This is a genomic window from Variovorax sp. OK212 (genome assembly GCF_900112425.1).
Classification (GTDB): domain Bacteria; phylum Pseudomonadota; class Gammaproteobacteria; order Burkholderiales; family Burkholderiaceae_C; genus Variovorax.
The window spans coordinates 311,415-327,169 of the sequence record NZ_FOLP01000006.1 but is presented as its reverse complement, the minus strand read 5'-3'; the positions used below and the strand labels follow the sequence as shown (position 1 = coordinate 327,169).

General features: G+C 68.1%; 16 protein-coding genes. 4 read left to right on the top strand and 12 right to left on the bottom strand.

Annotation, left to right across the window (positions count from 1 at the left end):
• Nucleotides 1–5: 5 nt before the first annotated feature.
• From BM004_RS20405 to BM004_RS20370, 8 genes are all read right to left on the bottom strand, one after another.
• The gene (locus BM004_RS20405) at nt 6–1,544 is read right to left on the bottom strand and encodes a malonate--CoA ligase (RefSeq protein ID WP_093216188.1); all 1,539 of its coding nucleotides are present in this window, start codon (nt 1,542–1,544) and stop codon (nt 6–8) included.
• A 29-nt stretch (nt 1,545–1,573) separates the two neighbouring features.
• A complete protein-coding gene (locus BM004_RS20400; protein WP_093129831.1) occupies nt 1,574–2,368 on the bottom strand; it encodes an enoyl-CoA hydratase/isomerase family protein in 795 nt (264 codons plus the stop codon).
• Nucleotides 2,365–3,351, bottom strand: a complete 987-nt coding sequence (locus tag BM004_RS20395) for a Bug family tripartite tricarboxylate transporter substrate binding protein (RefSeq protein WP_093129830.1) — start codon at nt 3,349–3,351, stop codon at nt 2,365–2,367. The genes BM004_RS20400 and BM004_RS20395 overlap by 4 nt, the downstream gene beginning before the upstream one ends.
• 86 nt (nt 3,352–3,437) lie before the next feature.
• Nucleotides 3,438–4,904: a malonyl-CoA decarboxylase gene (locus BM004_RS20390; RefSeq protein WP_093216185.1), complete on the bottom strand. Its 1,467-nt coding sequence runs from the start codon at nt 4,902–4,904 to the stop codon at nt 3,438–3,440.
• A gap of 49 nt (nt 4,905–4,953) precedes the next feature.
• Nucleotides 4,954–5,622, bottom strand: a complete 669-nt coding sequence (locus BM004_RS20385; protein ID WP_093129828.1) for a GntR family transcriptional regulator — start codon at nt 5,620–5,622, stop codon at nt 4,954–4,956.
• A gap of 125 nt (nt 5,623–5,747) precedes the next feature.
• Nucleotides 5,748–6,578, bottom strand: a complete 831-nt coding sequence (gene lgt, locus BM004_RS20380; RefSeq protein ID WP_093216183.1) for a prolipoprotein diacylglyceryl transferase — start codon at nt 6,576–6,578, stop codon at nt 5,748–5,750.
• A gap of 58 nt (nt 6,579–6,636) precedes the next feature.
• Entirely contained in the window at nt 6,637–6,906 is a 270-nt protein-coding gene (locus BM004_RS20375) for a hypothetical protein (protein WP_093216180.1), read from the bottom strand.
• A gap of 34 nt (nt 6,907–6,940) precedes the next feature.
• On the bottom strand, nt 6,941–7,933 hold the full coding sequence (locus BM004_RS20370; protein ID WP_093216178.1) for a LysR family transcriptional regulator: 993 nt from the start codon (nt 7,931–7,933) through the stop codon (nt 6,941–6,943).
• Between the two features lie 139 nt (nt 7,934–8,072).
• On the opposite strand from BM004_RS20370, the gene ilvD reads away from it, so the two are divergent.
• On the top strand, nt 8,073–9,767 hold the full coding sequence (gene ilvD, locus BM004_RS20365; protein WP_093129824.1) for a dihydroxy-acid dehydratase: 1,695 nt from the start codon (nt 8,073–8,075) through the stop codon (nt 9,765–9,767).
• A gap of 73 nt (nt 9,768–9,840) precedes the next feature.
• On the opposite strand, the gene BM004_RS20360 is transcribed toward ilvD, so the two are convergent.
• Nucleotides 9,841–10,095: a TIGR04438 family Trp-rich protein gene (locus tag BM004_RS20360; RefSeq protein WP_093129823.1), complete on the bottom strand. Its 255-nt coding sequence runs from the start codon at nt 10,093–10,095 to the stop codon at nt 9,841–9,843.
• 106 nt (nt 10,096–10,201) lie between these two features.
• On the opposite strand from BM004_RS20360, the gene BM004_RS20355 reads away from it, so the two are divergent.
• On the top strand, nt 10,202–10,516 hold the full coding sequence (locus BM004_RS20355) for a c-type cytochrome (RefSeq protein ID WP_093129822.1): 315 nt from the start codon (nt 10,202–10,204) through the stop codon (nt 10,514–10,516).
• 45 nt (nt 10,517–10,561) lie between these two features.
• Here the strand turns inward: BM004_RS20355 and BM004_RS20350 are convergent, their stop codons facing one another.
• A complete protein-coding gene (locus BM004_RS20350) occupies nt 10,562–11,062 on the bottom strand; it encodes a Signal transduction histidine kinase (RefSeq protein WP_093216175.1) in 501 nt (166 codons plus the stop codon).
• Between the two features lie 152 nt (nt 11,063–11,214).
• A complete protein-coding gene (gene acs, locus BM004_RS20345; protein ID WP_093216173.1) occupies nt 11,215–13,212 on the bottom strand; it encodes an acetate--CoA ligase in 1,998 nt (665 codons plus the stop codon).
• 156 nt (nt 13,213–13,368) lie between these two features.
• Between acs and BM004_RS20340 the strand changes: the two genes are divergently transcribed.
• Nucleotides 13,369–14,004, top strand: a complete 636-nt coding sequence (locus BM004_RS20340; RefSeq protein ID WP_093129820.1) for a YqhA family protein — start codon at nt 13,369–13,371, stop codon at nt 14,002–14,004.
• Nucleotides 14,005–14,023: 19 nt separating this feature from the next.
• Here the strand turns inward: BM004_RS20340 and BM004_RS20335 are convergent, their stop codons facing one another.
• Nucleotides 14,024–14,971 (bottom strand): LysR family transcriptional regulator, encoded by a 948-nt coding sequence (locus BM004_RS20335; protein ID WP_093216170.1) that lies wholly within the window; start codon nt 14,969–14,971, stop codon nt 14,024–14,026.
• 123 nt (nt 14,972–15,094) lie between these two features.
• On the opposite strand from BM004_RS20335, the gene BM004_RS20330 reads away from it, so the two are divergent.
• The gene (locus tag BM004_RS20330; RefSeq protein WP_093216168.1) at nt 15,095–15,712 is read left to right on the top strand and encodes an NAD(P)-dependent oxidoreductase; all 618 of its coding nucleotides are present in this window, start codon (nt 15,095–15,097) and stop codon (nt 15,710–15,712) included.
• Nucleotides 15,713–15,755 lie beyond the last annotated feature (43 nt).

Below are 15,755 nucleotides of genomic sequence, written 5' to 3'. Positions count from 1 at the left end.
CCTCGCTAGGCGGCAAAGAGCCCCTTGTGCTCGGCGCGCAGCAGCGCCTTCTGCACCTTGCCCATGGTGTTGCGCGGCAGCTCCGGCACCACGAAGCAACGCTTGGGAATCTTGAAGTTCGCGAGCTTCGACTTCAGGTCGGCCACGATGGCGTCCGCATCGAGCGAAGCGCCCGACTTGGCGATGACGATGGCCACGCCCACCTCGCCGAAGTCGGGGTGCGGCACGCCGACCACGGCGCTTTCGGCCACGCCGGTCATCTCGTTGATGTAGCCCTCGATCTCGGCCGGGTACACGTTGTAGCCGCCGCTGATGATCAGGTCCTTGCTGCGCCCGACGATGGTGATGTAGCCCATGCCATCGATCTTGCCCACGTCGCCGGTCTTGAAGAAGCCGTCGGCGGTGAACTCTTCCCTGGTCTTCTCTGGCATGCGCCAGTACCCGGCGAACACGTTGGGCCCGCTGACCTCGATGTTGCCGATCTCGTCGGTGGTGCAGTCGCGCCCGCTGTCGTCGCGCACGCGCAGTTGCACGCCCGGCAGCGCAAAGCCGACGGTGCCGCCGCGGCGCTCGCCCTGCTCGGGCCTGTAAGGGTTGGACGTGAGCATGGCCGTCTCGCTCATGCCGTAGCGCTCCAGGATGGTGTGGCCGGTGCGCTCGCGCCATTCGTCGAAGGTCTCGATGAGCAGCGGCGCCGAGCCCGCGACGAACAGGCGCATGTTGCGCACCGCCTTGCGCGTGAGGCCGGCCTCGGCCAGCAGGCGCACGTAGAGCGTGGGCACGCCCATGAACACCGTGGCCTCGGGCAGCTTCTGCACGATGCGCTTGGGGTCGAACTTCGAGAACCACAGCATCTTGCTGCCGTTGAGCAGCGCGCCGTGCAGCGCCACGAACAGGCCGTGCACGTGGAAGATGGGCAGCGCGTGGATCAGCACGTCGCCTTCGGTCCAGCCCCAGTAGTCCTTCAGCACCTCGGCGTTCGACAGCAGGTTGCCGTGCGAAAGCATCGCGCCCTTGCTGCGGCCGGTGGTGCCGCTGGTGTAGAGGATGGCGGCCATGTCGCCCGCCTTGCGCTGCGCCACCTTGTGCTGGTCGCTGCACAGCGCGGCCACTTCGAGCAGCGTGCCGGTGCGGTCGTCGTCCAGCGTGAAGACGTGCCTGGTGCCGGCCGCCGTGGCAATCGGTGCGACCCACGCCGCATTGCGGCTGGTGCACACCACCACGGCCGGCTCGGCGTTGCCGATGAAGTATTCGATCTCGGCGCTCTGGTAGGCCGTGTTCAGCGGCAGGAACACATAGCCCGCGCGCAGCGTGGCAAGGTACAGCAGCATGGCCTCGACCGACTTCTCGACCTGCACCGCGATGCGCGCGCCCTTCTCCAGCTTCAGGGCGTCGAGCAGGTTGGCGATCATGGCGCTGGCGCGTTCGATGTCGCGCCACGAATAGAACAGGCCGTTGTCGGTCTCGACGGCAATGCTGTCGAGGTCGGCGGGGAAAGCCGCGCGCAGGGCGGCGAACAGGTTGGAGTTGGCGGTCTTCGTCATCGCTTGTGTTCGGACGGGTTCTTCTTCGTTCAGAAATTCGGGGTGCGCTTGGCCAGGAAGGCGTGGATGCCCTCGCGGTGTTCGTCGGAGTCGGCGTAGTCGTAGGCCGTGGGCAGCAGGCCGTGGGCCGAGGGCGCGCCGGCGCGCAACGCCGCAAAGGTCTGCTTGTGCAGCCGCGCGGCCTGCGGCGAAAGCGCCGAGATGCGCGTGGCATGCGCCTGCGCGGCAGGCGCCACTTCGTCGTCGGGCAGCACCGTGAGCAGGAAGCCCGCGTCGTACAGGCGCTGCGCGCCGTGCACGCCGGCGGCCAGCAGCATGTCGCGCGCGAGCACGTCGCCGATGGCGCCATGCACCAGCGCGGCTTCGCGCGGCGCCATCGGAAAGCCCAGCTTGGCAATGGGCGCGCCGAACTTCGCGGAGGCACCGGCCAGGCGGATGTCGCAGCAGCTCGCAATCTCGATGCCCGCGCCCATGCACGCGCCCTCGATCTGCGCGACCAGCGGCAGCGGGCAGTCGAGCATCGCCTGCAGCGCGGCCCACACTTCGTTCTCGTGGAACTCGCGCAGGCTGGGCTCTTCGAAGCGGAACGACGGGTACTCGGAGATGTCGCCGCCCGCGCAGAAGGCACCGCCCTCCCCGCGCACGACCACGCAGCGCGGGCCGTCGGCCGCGCTGGCGTTGCGCAGCCCGTCGAACACGGCGCGCAGCTCGCGCCACATGGCGCGCGTCATGGCGTTGAGACGGCCCGCGTTCGACAGCGTGACGAAGGCGACGGCGGCGCGGCCCTCGCCCTTGCAGCGCAGCGAAACCTGGCTTGCGCTCATTCGATCTTCGCGCCCGAGGCCTTCACCACCGTGGCCCAGCGCTTGATCTCCGCGCTCACGAAGCTGCCGTAGGCGGCGCCCGTGAGGGTCGGGATTTCGGAGCCGTTCTGGGCCCAGATGTTCTTGATGTCGTCGGCCGCCAGCACCTTCTTCATCTCGTCGATGATGTGCGGCTGCACGTCGGCCGGCGTGCGCCGCGGCGCCCACAGGCCGTACCAGGTGGTCACGGTGTACTCGGGCAGGCCCACCTCGGCGGCGCACGGCACGTCGGGGAACGCGGGGTTGCGCTTGCTGCCGGCCACCATCAGCGCCTTGATGCGGCCGCTCTTGATGTACTGGGCCGAGGAGCCGAGGCCGTCGAACATCAGGTCGACGTTGCCGGCGATCAGGTCGGCCAGCGCCGGACCCGCGCCGCGGTACGGAATGTGGGTGATGAAGGTGCCGGTCTGCAGCTTGAACAGCTCGCCCGCCAGGTGGTGCGAGGTGCCCGCGCCGGCCGAGCCGTAATTGAGCTGCCCCGGGCTGCGCTTGGCCAGCGCGATGAGTTCCTTGATGCTGGTGGCCTGCACGCGCTTCGGGTTGACCACCACCACCTGCGGCACGTTGGCCAGCAGCATGAGGGGAGCGAAGTCTTTCTCGATGTCGTAGTCGAGCTTGGGGTAGACCGACGGCGCGATGGCGTGGTGCACCGCGCCCATGAACAGCGAGTAGCCGTCGGCCGAGGCCTTGGAGGCCACGCTGGCGCCCAGCGTGCCGCCGGCGCCGCCGCGGTTGTCGATGATGAGCGACTGGTTCGTCAGCCGCGAGAACTGCCCCGACAGCGGCCGTGCGAAGGCGTCGGTGCCGCCGCCCGCCGGGAACGGCACGATCATGGTCACGGGCTTGGCGGGCCAGCCCTGCTGGGCTTGCGCGCCGCCGCACAGAACGGCCGCGCCGGCGGCGGCCGCGCGCAGGACGTCACGGCGTTGAAAACCTGGGTTCATCTGTCTCATCTCCTGTCGTTGTGGATTTTGCCGCCCGATGCGGCCGCCGGCATGCGCTCGCGCTGCTGCCGGCCTGCGAACGCCCCTCAGCCTTTTTTGAAGTACAGGCTTTCGATGTCTCCCGATACAGCCACCTTGCCGTCGGCCAGCCAGGTGCGGTGTTTGTCCAGGCGCTTGAGGTCGTAGAGGTAGTTGACCATCAGCCCGTAAGACTGCTTGTGCCCCTTGGGCGACGGATCGCCCGCCCAGTTCAGCCGCTCCACGCGGGCGCCGTTGCCCAGGTGGAAGCGCGCGACCGGGTCGGCCGGCGTGCCGTCGACCAGCGCGCGGCCGAGGTACTCGGCGGCGGCCTGCATGAGCCATTGCCGCAGCGGCGACCTGGCGTCGAAGGCGGTGGCCGCATCGAGCGCCGCGAGCAGGCGCTCGGCGGTGGGCGGCAGCGAGCCGACGAGCCGGCCGAGTTCGGCCTCGCGCTTCTCGTCCAGGCGCGGCAGCAGGTCGGCCGCGTTCTTGGCGAGCCAGGTGCGAAAGCCCGGAATGGGCGACAGCGTGGCGAAGGTCTTCAGGCGCGGCAGTTCGTCCTGCAGCGTCTCGACCACGCGCTTGATGAGCGAGTCGCCGAAGCTCACGCCGCGCAGGCCGTTCTGCGTGTTGCTGATCGAATAGAAGATGGCGGTGGTGGCCTTGGCGGGCAGCACGGGCACGGCGGCCTCGTCGAGCAGCGGCGTGATGCCGTCGCTGATGCGGTCGACCAGCGCCACCTCGACGAAGATGAGCGGCTCGTTGGGCAGCCGCGGATGGAAGAAGCCGTAGCAGCGGCGGTCGCTGTCGTCGAGACGGTTCTTCACGTCGGACCAGCTCTTGATGTCGTGCACCGCCTCGTAGCGGATGAGCTTCTCGATCAGCGAGGCCGGCGAATCCCAGTCGATGCGGCGCAGCTCGAGGAAGGCCACGTCGAACCAGGTGGAGAACAGGTGCTCGAGCTCGGCGTCGAGCGCGAGCAGGCGCTTGTCGGCCTTCAGGTTGGGCAGCAGGTCGGCGCGCAGGTCGACCAGGAAGCGCATGCCTTCGGGCTCCACCGCGAAGCGTTGCAGCAGCCGCATGCGCGGCGACACCAGCGCGCGGCGCAGGCGCGACTCGGCCTGCCCTTCGTCGGGCGTGCCGACGGCGCTCTGGTGCTGGTCGCGGGCCGCCTTGAGCTTTTGCCCGTCGGCCGCGAAATGCTCGCTCATGAGCGCCCAGTAGTCGCGGCGCTCCTCGGCCGGCGCGGCGCGGTAGGCATCGGCGATGGCGTGCGCGCGGCGCCCGCCCTCGACCTCGCTCACGCGCGGATCGATCACGGCCTGAAGGTCGGCCAGCACGCGGCGCAGCGCGCGCGGCGACAGCGCCTCGTCGGCCTTGCGCAGCGTGACCTGCAGGCGCTCGGCGGTCGTGCGCACGCTGGGCTTGGGCGCGTTCTTCGGCACGCCCTTGGCGGCCGCTTCGGGCGCCACCGGCACCTTGGACTTTTCGCCAGAACGCAGCCGCGCCTGGAACCATTCGGTCGCACTCATCGGGACACTCCAATGCTGGGGAGAACGGGCATGTCGCGGCGCACGGTCGTCACGACATCACCCTGGATTTCTGCTGGCGCATGACTTCGCGCAGCGCCTCGCGCTGGCGCGTCATGTGCGTGCGCATGGCGGCGTCGGCGCCTTCGCTGTCGCGGGCCTTGAGCGCCGCGAACACGGCCAGGTGCTCCGACAGGCTCTGCTCGAGCCGCCCCGGCGCATGCAGCTGCTGCAGCCGCGCGAGCTTCAGTATCTTGCGCAGGTCACCGATCACCTGGGCCAGCCACCTGTTGTCGGCGAGCTGGATGATCGCCTCGTGAATGATGTGGTTGGTGGCGTAGTAGTCGTTGATGCGCCGCGCCTTGGCATGGCGCACCAGCCGCTCGTGCAGCGCGTCGAGCTCGTGCAGTTCGGCGTCGCTCGCGTTGCGCGCGGCCTCGTAGGCGCAGCGGCCTTCGAGCAAGGCGATGACGGGAAAGATCTCGTCGAGGTCGCGCTCGGTGACCTCGTTGACGAAGCAGCCGCGGCGCGGCTCGTGCCGCAGCAGGCCTTCGGCGGTGAGCACCTTGAGCGCTTCGCGCAGCGGCGTGCGGGAGATGGACAGGCGCTCGCACAGCGCGGCCTCGTCCACGAAGCTGCCGGGCGCCAGGGTGCCGTCGAAGATCTGCTCGCGCAGGGTGGCGGCGACTTCGTCGTGCAGGGAGTTGGGGACCAGGCGCATGGGGATCGTCAGAGCGAGAACCGCGTAATTTCCTGTAATTACGCGTAATTCTGAGCCTGCCCGCGATGCGGCGCAAGGGCCGCGCACCCCGTGCGCGGCTGGGACTTACCCTGCGAACTAAGGAATCAAGCGCGTGCGGTGGTCGTCCTGGTGCCGTTGCGGCCGAACCAGAACCACAGCGCGATGCCGGCGATGACCATCGGCACGCTGAGCCACTGGCCCTGGCTCAGGCTGAGCGCGCGCAGGCCGAGGAAATCGTCGGGCTCGCGGAAGTACTCGGCCACGAAGCGCAGCACGCCGTAGCCGATCAGGAACACCGAGGCCACCTGCCCCTGCTTGCGCTCCTTGCGCGCGTAGAGCCACATCACCGCGAACAGCAGCAGGCCTTCGAGCAGGAACTGGTAGACCTGCGAGGGGTGGCGCGGCAGCATCGAGCCGCTCTGCGGAAACACCATGCCCCAAGGCAGGTCGGGGCTGCTGAAGCGGCCCCAGAGTTCGCCGTTGATGAAGTTGCCCACGCGGCCGGCGGCCAGGCCGGTCGGCACGCAGGGCGAGACGAAGTCCATCACCTGCCAGAACGGGCGTGCGCGCGAATGCGAGAACCACACCATCGCGCCGATCACCCCGAGCAGCCCGCCATGGAAGCTCATGCCGCCCTGCCACACATAGAGGATTTCGAGCGGATGCGTCAGGTAGAACTCGGGCTTGTAGAACAGGCAGTAGCCGAGCCGCCCGCCGACGATGACGCCCATCACGCCGAGAAAAAGAATGTCCTCGATGTCCTTGCGCTGCCAGGCGCCCGCGCCTACCAGCGAGCGGTACGGCTCGTGCCGCAGGCGCCGCGTGCCGAGGAAATAGAACAGCGCAAACGCGGCCAGGTAGGTCAGGCCGTACCAGTGAATGGCCACCGGCCCGAGCTGCAGGGCGATGGGATTGATCTGCGGATACATGAGCATGGCGCAGATTGTGCCCGCCCCGGATGTCGAGGCAGGGTCGGGGATATTCGGCCGAAAGCTAGCGTCCCCACTTCCACCACAGCAGCCTGGCCACCACCGCGGGCACCGCGAAGATCAGCAGGAAGATCGGCAACTCGTCGGCCACCGAATACCCGGCCGTGAGCACGCCCACCGCCATGTTGATGGCCGCGCCGATGAACCACGCCGGAATGAACCACTTGGCCGCCGAAGCCAGCGCGAGCGCCGAGCCGTCGCCCCTGAGGCGCGCGGCCAGAAGGAACACCGCCAGCAGCACGAAGCCGCCGCCCATCACCATGATCGTGTGCATACGCGCTTTCCTCCAGGGGAGGCATCTTGCCGGATCAATGCGCGGGCGTCTTGCCTTCGCTGACGTCCCCACGTCCGCGCCCCTGTCCGCCCTCCTGTCCGCGCTCGCGCACGAAGGCCACGAAGCGCGCCAGCGCCGGGTTGGCCGCCTCCTCGGGCCACACCAGGCTGGTCTCGCAGGACGGCAGCACCGGCGCACTGCGGCGCCGCGAGGCCGGCGCGAACTCCGCGGCGCGGCGGTACACCACGCCTGCGCGCCGGAACTGCGTGACGCTCTCTGGCACCCAGGCCACGCCGATGCCGCCCGAGACGAGGTTGACGATGGTCTGCATCTGGATCGCCTCCTGCCCGAGCTGCGGCGTGCGCCCGGCCGCGTGGTACAGGTCGAAGATGGCGTCGTGCAGCGAGGGCACGATGCGGCGCGGAAAGATCACCAGCGGCTCGGCCAGCACGTCGGCCAGCAGCAGCGCGGGTGCACGGGCCAGCGCATGCTGCGCCGGCAGCGCGAGCACCAGCGGCTCTTGCGAGACCGCGAGCCGCGCGAGCCCCGGCGGCGCGGCGCCGGGCGAATGCAGCATCAGGCCGGCGTCGATCTCGCCGCGCGCGAAGGCTTCGAGCTGCACGTCGCCCGTGGCCTCTACCAGTTCGAGCGCCACCTCCGGGCACAGCACGCGAAACTCGCGCACCCAGGCCGGCAACTGCTCGAAGCCGACGGTCGACACGAAGCCGATGCGCACGCGCCCCACCTGCCCCGCCGCCGCCGCGCGCGCCCTGGCCGGCAGCGCCTGCGCGCGGGCCAGCAGTTCGCGCACGTCGGGCAGCAAGGCCTCGCCGGCCGGCGTGAGCGCCACGCGCCGCCGCGTGCGGTCGAACAGCACCACGCCCAGCGTCTTCTCCAGTTGCGCAATGGCCTGCGTGACGGGCGGCTGCGTCATGTGCAGGCGCAGCGCGGCGCGGCCGAAGTGCAGTTCCTCGGCCACGGCCACGAACTGGCGCCAGGCCCGCAGGTCGATCAGGCTTTCTTTCATATGCCGAGCATATCAATGCGTATCGAAAATCGGATTGGAACCAATCAATCAGAAGTCCGATACTTGACCTCCGTCGCGTTCGCCCACGTTCGCCCGCGATCTCCCGCGATTCCCCACACCCCACGACAGAAGAAGCACCATGGACACCAAACCGATCCAGATCAATCGCCGCAGCGCCAACATCGTCGAAGGCAAGAGCCGCGCGCCCAACCGCTCCATGTTCTACGCCATGGGCTACGAGGAAAGCGACTTCAAGAAGCCGATGGTCGGCGTCGCCAACGGCCACAGCACCATCACGCCCTGCAACTCGGGCCTGCAGAAGCTGGCCGACGCGGCCATCGCGGGCATCGAGGAAGCCGGCGGCAACGCGCAGGTGTTCGGCACCCCCACCATCTCCGACGGCATGGCCATGGGCACCGAAGGCATGAAGTACTCGCTGGTGAGCCGCGAGGTGATCTCCGACTGCATCGAGACCTGCGTGGGCGGCCAGTGGATGGACGGCGTGCTGGTGGTCGGCGGCTGCGACAAGAACATGCCCGGCGGCCTGATGGGCATGCTGCGCGCCAACGTGCCAGCCATCTACGTGTACGGCGGCACCATCCTGCCGGGCCGCTACAAGGGCCAGGACCTGAACATCGTGAGCGTGTTCGAGGCCGTGGGCCAGAACGCCGCCGGCAACATGAGCGACGAGGACCTGCACGAGATCGAGAAGCGCGCCATTCCCGGCACCGGCTCGTGCGGCGGCATGTACACGGCCAACACCATGTCCAGCGCGTTCGAGGCGCTGGGCATCTCGCTGCCCTACTCCTCGACCATGGCCAACCCGCACGACGAGAAGGCCAACTCGGCCAAGGAATCGGCCAAGGTGCTGATCGAGGCCATCAAGAAGGACCTGAAGCCGCGCGACATCGTGACCAAGAAGGCCATCGAGAACGCCGTGGCCGTGATCATGGCCACGGGCGGCTCGACCAACGCGGTGCTGCACTTCCTGGCCATCGCCCACGCGGCCGAGGTCGAATGGACCATCGACGACTTCGAGCGCATGCGCAAGAAGGTGCCGGTGCTGTGCGACCTGAAGCCCTCGGGCAAGTACCTGGCGGTCGACCTGCACCAGGCCGGCGGCATTCCGCAAGTGATGAAGGTGCTGCTGAAGGCCGGCCTGCTGCACGGCGACTGCATCACCATCAGCGGCCAGACCATCGCCGAAGTGCTGGCCGACGTGCCGGACGTGCCGCGTGCCGACCAGGACGTGATCCGCCCGATCGACAAGCCCATGTACGCCGAAGGCCACTTGGCCATCCTGAAGGGCAACCTGTCGCCCGAAGGCGCCGTGGCCAAGATCACCGGCCTGAAGAATCCGGTCATCACCGGCCCGGCGCGCGTGTTCGACGACGAGCAGTCGGCGCTGGCCGCCATCCTGGCCGGCAAGATCGTGGCCGGCGACGTGATGGTGCTGCGCTACCTGGGCCCCAAGGGCGGCCCGGGCATGCCGGAAATGCTGGCGCCCACGGGTGCGCTGATCGGCGCGGGCCTGGGAGAAAGCGTGGGCCTGATCACCGACGGCCGCTTCTCGGGCGGCACCTGGGGCATGGTGGTGGGCCACGTGGCGCCAGAAGCTGCGGCCGGCGGCACGATCGCCTTCGTGAACGAAGGCGACTCGATCACCATCGACGCGCACGACCTGAAGCTGGAGCTGAACGTGCCGGAGGCCGAGATCGCCAAGCGCCGCGAAGGCTGGAAGGCGCCGGCACCGCGCTACACGCGCGGCGTGCAGGCCAAGTTCGCGTTCAACGCATCGAGCGCCAGCTCGGGCGCCGTGCTCGACAAGTTCTGATCGGCGGAGGCATCAGGCCAGGCGCCCGGGACCTTGCGGAACCGGCGCGCCATGCGGGTGAAGAACAGGCGGTTCAGCGGCGCGGGCGCTGGCCGTTGCTGGTCTTCATGCCCATGTTGGTCTTCTGGCGGTCGATGCGGTCCTGCTTGCGCCGCTCTTCCCGCTCCATGACCCGGCGCTTGGTGTAGCCCGACGAGTCGGCCCAGGCCCACCAGGCCACGGCCATGGCGAACGGGGTCAGCACGATCCACCAGCTCCAGCCGGCGACCATGCCTATTTCGAAATACTTGAGGCCCAGTCCAAGCAGGCCCAACGCCAGAAACCACATTGCGAATCCCTTCGGGTTGTAAAGGCACGCATGCGTACGCCGTGCACGGCGCTACCTACAATCGCGTTGAGTCGAATGTAACTCAGCCCTTACGAAATACATCCCCATGAAAAGAGTCCTGTTGACGGCAGCCCTGGGCCTCGGCCTTGCGGCACTCGCCGCGCCCGCCTTCGCCGACCTGGCGCTGGCGACGTCGAAGAACTGCATGAGCTGTCACGCGGTCGAGCGCAAGGTGCTCGGGCCGTCGTTCAAGGACGTGGCCGCGAAGTACAAGGACGACAAGGGCGCGGCCGACAAGCTCGCCAGCAAGATCATGAAGGGCGGCTCCGGCGTGTGGGGACCGGTGCCGATGCCGGCGAACAACCAGGTCAGCGAAGCCGACGCGAAGAAGCTGGCGGCCTGGGTGCTGTCGACGAAGTAACCAACCCAGGCGCCGTGCGCCTTGCGCGCGCCACCGGTACGGGCCTCACGCCTGCGGGTTGATGTCCACCGGCAGCGGCCGGCGCTCGATGCGGTCCTCGAGCTGGCCGATGTGCGCGGCCACGGTGTTGTCGGTCTGGTCGGAGCGCAGGCGGACCGCGGTCTCGAGCTGGTCGAGCCGCGCCAGCAGCACCGCCTGGCCATCGGCGTTCTGCGCCATGTGCTTGTTCTCCTGCGCTTCGAGGAAGTTGCGCAACTCCGTGAAGCGCGAGGCCTCGGCCTTGTCGGCCAGGTCGCGCTGCACCTGCATTTCCTTCGTGTGGCGCTTGGTGTCCATCAGCACCGAGCTGTGCAGGTACAGCACGTACACCAGGAAGAACGCGGCCAGCACCACGGTGAGGCCCAGCATCATCAGCCCCAGCGGGGCCGTGACCGTCATGAAGCCCAGCCACACCTCGGACGGCGCCGACAGCGCGCCCCAGTTCAGCGCGGCCAGCGCCGCGATGAGCAGCACGATGACGAAAAGAAAAGCGGATCTCACGCCCATGGAGGCCTCCTTCGGAAAGATCGAACACATCGCAAACGCAATCGACCGTGCGCATGGCCGCGCACGGTGAATGCGATGGTTTTACCTCAGCGAAGCGGCCGGTTCGGCGCAGATGGCCGCATTAACGGCCACGTCCTACAGCGGCTGCGGGCTCAGAGCTTTTCGGAAAGCTGCTCCAGGATGGCCGGGTTCTCCAGCGTCGAGGTGTCCTGCGTGATGGCCTCGCCCTTGGCGATACTGCGCAGCAGGCGCCGCATGATCTTGCCGCTGCGCGTCTTGGGCAGGTTGTCGCCGAAGCGGATGTCCTTGGGCTTGGCGATCGGGCCGATTTCCTTGGCGACCCAGTTGCGCAGCTCGTTGGCGATCTGCTTGGCTTCCTCGCCGGTCGGGCGGGCGCGCTTGAGCACGACGAAGGCGCACACCGCCTCGCCCGTCACGTCGTCGGGCCGGCCCACCACCGCGGCTTCGGCCACGAGGTCGGTCTTGGACACCAGCGCCGACTCGATCTCCATCGTGCCCAGCCGGTGGCCCGACACGTTCAGCACGTCGTCGATGCGGCCCGTGATGCGGAAGTAGCCGCGGTCTTCGCTGCGCACGGCGCCGTCGCCGGCCAGGTAGATCGTGCCGCCCATTTCCTCGGGGAAGTAGCTCTTCTTGAAGCGCTCGGGGTCGTTCCAGATCGTGCGGATCATCGAGGGCCAGGGCCGCTTGATGACCAGCATGCCGCCCGCGCCGTTGGGCAGGTCCTTGCCGGTCTCGTCGACGATGGCGGCCATGATGCCCGGCAGCGGCAGCGTGCACGAACCCGGCACCAGCGGCGTGGCGCCCGGCAGCGGCGTGATGACGTGGCCGCCCGTTTCGGTCTGCCAGAAGGTGTCGACGATGGGGCAGCGCTCACCGCCGATATTGCGGTGGTACCACATCCAGGCCTCGGGGTTGATCGGCTCGCCGACCGAACCCAGGATGCGCAGGCTCGTAAGGTCCCAGTTCTTCGGGTGCACCTTCTCGTCGCCCTCGGCCGCCTTGATGAGCGAGCGAATGGCGGTGGGCGCCGTGTAGAACACGCTGACCTTGTGCTTCTCGATCATCTGCCAGAAGCGGCCCGCGTGCGGGAAGGTCGGGATGCCCTCGAACACCACCTGCGTGGCACCGGCCGCGAGCGGGCCATAGGCGACGTAGGTGTGGCCGGTGATCCAGCCGATGTCGGCGGTGCACCAGAACACGTCTTCGGGCTTGATGTCGAAGGTCCAGTCCATCGTGAGCTTGGCCCACAGCAGGTAGCCGCCGGTGGCGTGCTGCACGCCCTTGGGCTTGCCGGTGGAGCCCGAGGTGTAGAGGATGAACAGCGGGTGCTCGGCGTTCACGGGCACGGGCGGGCAGTCTGTGCTCTGGCCCTTCAGCGCTTCCGTAAAAGTCTTGTCGCGGCCTTCCACGCGCGTCCACGCGGTGGGCGTGCGCTCGTAGACGAACACGGTCTTGATCGACTCGCAGCCGCCCAGCGCGATGCCGTCGTCCACGATGGCCTTCAGCGGCAGCTCCTTGCCGCCGCGCAGCTGGTAGTTGGCCGTGATGACCGCCACCGCGCCCGCGTCGATGATGCGCTCCTGCAGCGCCTTGGCGGAGAAGCCGCCGAACACCACGCTGTGCGTGGCGCCGATGCGCGCGCAGGCCTGCATGGCGATGACGCCCTCGACCGTCATCGGCATGTAGATGATGACGCGGTCGCCCTTCTTGATGCCGTCGGCCTTGAGCGCGTTGGCGAACTGGCTCACGCGGGCGAGCAGTTCCTTGTAGGTGACCTGGGTGACGCTGCCGTCGTCGGCCTCGAAGACGATCGCGGTCTTGTTCTCGACCGGGGTGCCGATGTGCCTGTCGAGGCAGTTGGCGCTGGCGTTGAGTTCGCCGTCGCCGAACCATTCGTAGAACGGGGCCTTCGACTCGTCGAGCGTCTTGGTGAAGGGCTTGGTCCACTGCAGGTTGCCCTTGGCCAGGCGGGTCCAGAACCCTTCGACGTCCTGCTCGGCTTCCTTGCACAGGGCCTCGTAGGCGGCCATGCCGGAAATGCGGGCGCCTTCGGTGGCGCGGGCGTCGGGCGGGAACACGCGGTTCTCGACCAGGACGGATTCAATGTTCTTGGATGCGCTGCTCATGCTCTTTGTCTCCTGGATGGATGCGGCCGTAATGTCGGCGGCCGCACTTACGGGTCACTGACGAGGGTCGAAGGTCCGATGTTAGTTCGCAGGGTTATCACGAGTGCGACACGGGGCCACCCCTAAAATCCTCCGTCCTCCACGACCACCCTACCGATGTCCGCTCCAGATCCTTTCGATCCTCTGAACCCGCCCATCCGCCGGACCGTGCCCATGGGACCGTTGCCCAAGCTGATCTTTGCGAGCCGCTGGCTGCAACTGCCCTTGTACCTGGGCCTGATCGTGGCGCAAGCGGTGTATGTGGTTCACTTTTTGGTCGAACTGCTGCACCTGGTGGAGGCCGCGTTCGGCAGCCAGACCGCCCTGCAGGCGCTCATCACCAGCATCGGCTACAAGACCACCGCCCCGGTCGGCGCGCTGAACGAGACGGTCATCATGCTGGTGGTGCTGGCGCTGATCGACGTGGTGATGATCTCCAACCTGCTCATCATGGTGATCGTGGGCGGCTACGAGACTTTCGTGAGCCGCATGAACCTGGAAGGCCACCGCGACCAGCCCGAGTGGCTGAGCCACGTGAACGCGTCGGTGCTCAAGGTGAAGCTGGCCACCGCCATCATCGGCATCAGCTCGATCCACCTGCTCAAGACCTTCATCAACGCGGACAACTACACCGACCGCGTGCTGATTGCGCAGACGGTGATCCACATCACCTTCCTGTTCTCGGCCATCGCCATTGCGTACACCGACAAGCTGATGACCGCGAACGCTTCGCACGGCGGCGCGCCTCACTGACGGAAAAAGCCCGCGCGCCCTACCCCACGGCGCGCGGCACGCCCGGCACGCCCGGCACGCCCGTCATATCCCAGGCCGGCACTTCGGTGAAGCGCCCAGCCAGAAAGTCGAGCATCGTGCGCAGCGTGGCCGGCATGTGCTTGCGCGAGGCATACACCGCGTACATGCCCACCACCTGCGGCTCGAAATCACCGAACAGCCGCACCAGCCCCCCCGCCTGCAGCAGCGGTGCCGCCAGGTAGGTCGGCAGCATCGCAACGCCGGCTCCCGCGCGGGCCAGGTACATGAGGCTCGCAGCATCGTTGGCCGAGACGTTGCCGCCCACGGCCACCGAGGCCGGCTCCCCCGTGCCCTTGCGCGTGAAGTTCCACAGGCTGCGCCCGAAGTACGAATGCGTGAGGCAGTTGCGCTGCGCCAGTTCTTCCACCCGCAGCGGCTGGCCGTGCTCCTTCAGGTAGCCCGGTGAGGCGCACACGACCGAACGGCAGTCGGTGAGCCGCCGCGCGATCAGGTTGGGGTCGATCTCGGCGGCCACGCGAATGGCCAGGTCGATGCGCTCGTCCACCAGGTTCACCGCGCGGTCGAGCAGCACCAGGTCGACCGCCACGCCCGGATACAGCCGCACATAGTCGGCCACCGCATCGGCCAGTTGCGCCTGCGCGAACGAGGTGCTGGCCGTGATGCGCAACTGCCCGCGCGGCGCCTCGGCCGGGTGCCGCACCGCGGCCTGCATGTCGCCCGTGAGTTCCAGCACCTGGCGGCAGCGCGGCAACAGTTCCTCGCCGGCGGCTGTGAGGCTCAGGCGGCGCGTCGTGCGGTGCAGCAGGCGCGCGCCGGTCCATTGCTCCAGCTCGGCCACGTAGCGCGTGACCACGGGGCGCGACAGGTCGAGCTTGTCGGCCGCGGCCGAAAGGCTGCCCGCATCGACCACGTTCACGAACACGCGCATTGCATTCAATCGGTCCATTCGAACGATTTTAGAAATAAACAAGCGCGCAAATCGAGGTATTTCTTTCGAAATCAGAAACCTAAGATGCGGTTCATCGCATCCGATCTCTTCGGTCCTTTCGTTTTTTCACAGGAGTCCCTCATGAGCCACATCGCCATCATCGGTGCCACCGGACGCGCCGGCAGCCAGCTTCTCGAAGAGGCGCTGCGCCGCGGCCACACCGTCACGGCCATCGCCCGCAAGGCCAGCGCCAAGCTGGCGGACCGCGCCAACGTGAAGGCCGTCGACCTCGACGTGCTCGACGGCCCCGCGCTCGAGAAAGCCCTGGCCGGCCACGACGCCGTGTTCAGCGCCGCGCACTTCGCCACCGTGCCGCCCGCGGCCATCGTCGAGCCGGCCAGGCGCGCGGGCGTGAAGCGCCTGCTGGTGGTCGGCGGCGCCGGCAGCCTGTTCGCCGCGCCCGGCCTGAAGGTGATCGACACGCCGAACTTCCCCGATGCCTACCGCGCCGAAGCCTCGGCCGGCGGCGTGTTCCTGGACGCGCTGCGCAACGAGAAGGAACTCGACTGGACCTTCCTGTCGCCTTCCGCCGAGTTCGTCAACGGCGAGCGCACGGGCAAGTTCCGCCTGGGCAAGGACGACCTGCTGGTGAGCGCCGAAGGCCGCAGCTGGATCACCTTCGAGGACTACGCGATCGCGTTCATCGACGAGCTCGAAAAGCCGGCGCACCCGCGCCAGCGCTACACCATCGGGTACTGATCCGGCACCGATCGCCGACCAACGAAAAAGGACCCGCGAGGGT